Here is a 4,214-nt window from a genome sequence, read left to right as displayed (position 1 = left end):
CTGGAACTGCGCGGGTGTGGCTGCCGCGAGTTTGAGTGTTATCTGCGCGGACAGAAACGGTCGTGGTATGAGTTTATGCGCGACTGTGCCGCCGAGGGCTGTGTATTCAAGCGCATTGACCTTGCAATCAACGACCATGCAGGACTGCTCCATGTGCCGACGCTGTACCGCAAGCGCGTTACTGGCGAGTGTGTCACGCGACTGCGGAATGTGGAATACTTCGCGTCCGGTCGGGAAAATTCGTGGGAAACCGACGAGGACTTAAAGATGGAGATGGGTCACACGCTCTATCTTGGCTCAAAGGATTCCGATGTGTACTTCTGTATCTATGAGAAAGCACAGGAGCAAAAGGCTAAGTTTGGCAAGTCGATTGAGGACGCAGACATTCTCAACCGCTTTGAACTGCGGCTGACGAACAACGCGGCGGAAAATTCCGCAGACGCGCTCATGGACAGCGAGGACGCGGCAGGAACAGCGTTTTCCATCATCAACAACTATGTGCGCTTCATCGAGCCGCAAGCCGATAAGCGGCGTTATGACTGTCCTACGGACAAACACTGGGAACAGTTCATGCAGGGCGAGGAACGCAAGCTGAAACTGACAATGAAGCCGAAACCGTTTGACTTGGAGCGCACGGAAAATTGGATTAACACACAGGTTGCAAAATCTATCAAAATGCTGCAAGAAATCGAGAAAATGAAAGGTCGGGATTTTGTGCAGCAGCTTTTGGATGGTACAGTGCTGAACGAAAAGCATAGGAAGATTGTCGCGCAGGTGACGAGCGGATTGGAGTAAAAGAACAGCCACCGGAGAAAATTCTCTGGTGGCTGTTTGCTTAAAAAGTCGAATATTATGGTTCAATTTCGTGAAAATGTAATGTGTTTACAGTATTATCAAAAAAGTCTGCATAATCAGAATTTATGACGGCTGTAAACGAATCAAATTGTGGTTCAACCGAACAGGTAAACATCGTGCAAGCCTTTTCACGATCATCCCATTGTTGACGCTCTGCCGAACTCATATTCTCTACATCAGTAACAGAAAATTGTTCCCATGCCTTTTCATATTGTTGCCGTAATTCAGCATTTTCAACTGTCATAAGGCTACAATTAACACTCACTATTACGGGTATAGAAGTATCATTTATGTTGAGGTTTCCATTAGCTTCATAATAGTTTTCTGTGGAACACAGAGAGAACGAAAAACTTAATTCATCGCACGAATAAGTTGTAGATTCTAAAAGTAAACCTTTCACTTTCCATGCGTCATGTTTTTCTTTGACAACCTCTACATCATATAAATCCGTATCATTTATCATGTATTGAAACGACATAATACCCGATTTACCTGATTGATTGACTTCACCCTCACCGCTTCCGCCAACAAATGTGACTGTGTAATCTGAACCATATCTTGCAGTCAAGAAGGAATTATCCGTCATATACTCATCGGCCACGGTTTGGTCAGTTGCCAATATTCCCGAAGGAACCGATAGTTTACCGGCAGAACATCCCGATAATATTCCTACTAAAGTAGATAACAGCAATAAAAGCACCTTCTTCAAGAATAAATTCACCTCCACGAAAAAGATTCCACTTTGTTATTCGACTTACGATTCATAATTTTATATCCGCCATACTTACTTTTCCAATAAAGTTTCTCATCGTAAGCACTACGCATTGTACTATTGGGGAATGTTAGTGTAACATCCATAATAATATTTTCTTTCTTGACAGAATTAAGTTTGAAGACTGTTAGCCACCAATGCCCCGACGAGGAACGGGAAGCAAAAGCACTGGTAGTATACGAATCACCGCCATTTTTCTTCTGTACCACTTCTCTAAATGCAATGCTCATACCAATGTATTCGCTAGAATACGCTGCTCGATACCATGCAACATTTTTAGATAACGGTTCCGTATTTTTTATCATGGAAAACAATTTATCAAATGCTTCTGTTCCAGTAAACACTGCACCATCGCATCGCATCTTTTGAAAATATTGACTAAGTGACATCGTACCATCTAAAACATATAGACCAACTTCGCCGCCAGCAGTAGGACCATATTCGCCCTTCCAACATTCCACACGCCATGTTTTGTTGTTATATTGGAATATACAGGACAAAAAATTAATATTGATACCTGGAACAATATTCATATACTTGTCGAAAAGGTCCATATAGCCAAATGTCCGCTGCCAACCATATTCAGAAGAATAAAAATATTGTCCACCATACGAGTATTCAAAACCAAATTTTTGAGCTACCGAATCAATTGTAGCAGATATGCTGGGGCGTTTGCTTGTTTTTAGATACTTATCTACAATCCAACCCGTTTTACCTTTATATTGAACTTTAGCCCAATTATAATTGTTATTGTTTTTCTTCTCGTTTAAATATGTAACAGCAGTATTATATTGCAATGTCGCGAGAACATTATATGATGTACCTGCGCCACTACGCATATAGACATTATCAGTAGCAACATATCGCGTATTCGATGATGCAAGTCCAGCCCAATCAGAATAATTAACCACATTATTCCCGCAATACCCATACCAATTCTCGCCGTCCTTGATGGGGTCCTCCTGCGTGAACCGGTGGTCGGCAGGGTCGTAGAAACGATTCTGCGCGAAATACAGGTCAAGCACTTCGTCCCAAGTGTAGCCGGTGTAATTGTTAGAGTTGTCAATGCCGCTGAAATTCGTATCCGTATAGGTTTCGGTCAGCGGATTGCCCCACGGGTCATAGATCGTGTGCGAGATTACCTTGCCGTTTTCATCTACGGCAAACAGTGTACTGCCAAGGTGGCTGGCGCGATACCACACCTTGCGCACATCGTTTGCAGCAAAGTCACTTTGCAGGTTTTCACCGCCTTCGCCGCGCTTCGTGCCGGCTGCATAGCCATACTCTGCGGAGATTCGGGTGCCGTTCTCATCATACACATAACGCTGCGTGAAGCTGCCGTCCTCTGTGGCCAGTATATCACGATTGGCAATGGAAAGATAGTCCACAACATAGTTCTTTGTTACGGTTTCAAAATTGCTCTGGAAGGTCGTGCCTACCTCGGTTTCCCATGTGCGCTGCCAGAAAAAGCGTCCATCCTTCAAGAAGTCCAGATAATCGGTGCCGTGCGAACCGTCCTTCAAGTCGGAGTTTGCATGACCGGCATTCTTGTTATCGCGCACCTGTACATTCTTAATGCGTACATTGAGCGCATTGTAGGTGTAGGTGCTACTCTGGCCGTCCTCGGTCTTGCCGGTTTTCAGCTTGTTCTGTGCCGTGTAGGTATATTCGGTCGTGCCGTCCGGTGCAGCCTTCTTAATCAGATTGCCCGCCGCGTCATAGGTATAAGTGGTCGTACCGTCCTTACCGGTCTTGCTGGTCAGACGGTTTTGCAGGTCGTAGGTGTAAGTGTTCGTACCGTCGGAAAGCAGATTGCCCGCAAGGTCGTAGGAATACTTCGTATTCTTGCCTTCAACATTGGTGCGGATAAGCTGGTTTGCCTTATCGTAGTAGTAGCGTACCAGCTCGTCCTTCTTGTCAATGTCTACACCGGAACGGTTCTCACTTACGATATTGCCCGCGTCATCGTAGGTATACGCAGTCTGACGGCGTGTGCTGTTGCTCTTGGTGACTTCCTTTTGCAGCGTCAGCAGACCGGCAGCGTTGTAGTCGTACTCGGTCGTGCTGCCGTCACTGTGACCTTCCTTGATCGAGCGTCCTTCCGCATCGCGGGTGTAGGTAACGCCGGTGCCGTCGTGGTCGGTCTGGGACTTCACATTGCCGAGAATATCATACGCGGTCGTAACAGCCTTGCCGTCGGGGTAGGTGATGGACAGACGGTTGTTTGCCGCGTCGTAGGTGTACGCCGTGGTCGTGCCGTCCTCATTTGTGACAGCGGTGGTGCGGGAAAGCGCGTCGAACGCAAATGCTACCGTGCCGTTTGCATCCTTGGCCGTGGTCATGTTGCCTGCCTTGTCATAGGCGAAGGTCGCAGTACCATCCGCATCCTTCCGGGACACCATGCGATACAGCTTATCATAGGTGTAAGCGGTCTGCTTTCCGTTTTCATCAACTTGCGTCAGTACATTGCCTTCCTTGTCATGCGTGTAGGTAGTCACGCTGCCCAGCGGAGAGGTTTCGGTCAGCAGATTGCCCGCTGCGTCATAGGCATAAGTGGTCGCGGCCTTCTCGTCACCGCCGCCGTACA

At 46.7% G+C, this 4,214-nt stretch carries 3 protein-coding genes; 1 reads left to right on the top strand and 2 read right to left on the bottom strand.

Annotation, left to right across the window (positions count from 1 at the left end; translation table 11 throughout):
- Nucleotides 1-795, top strand: a 795-nt coding sequence (locus DW724_RS15255) for a replication initiation factor domain-containing protein (protein ID WP_202183549.1), incomplete at its 5' end; no start/stop codon positions are given.
- 55 nt (nucleotides 796-850) lie between these two features.
- Here the strand turns inward: DW724_RS15255 and DW724_RS15250 are convergent.
- Entirely contained in the window at nucleotides 851-1,564 is a 714-nt protein-coding gene (locus DW724_RS15250) for a hypothetical protein (RefSeq protein WP_110436382.1), read from the bottom strand.
- Between the two features lie 8 nt (nucleotides 1,565-1,572).
- Nucleotides 1,573-4,214: DUF4474 domain-containing protein (locus DW724_RS15245; protein ID WP_118762046.1), on the bottom strand; the 2,642-nt coding region annotated here is incomplete at its 5' end.

It is taken from the genome of Butyricicoccus sp. AM27-36, assembly GCF_003480945.1.
GTDB classification, from domain to species: Bacteria; Bacillota; Clostridia; order Oscillospirales; family Butyricicoccaceae; genus Agathobaculum; species Agathobaculum butyriciproducens.
This window is presented reverse-complemented; position numbering and strand designations above follow the sequence as displayed.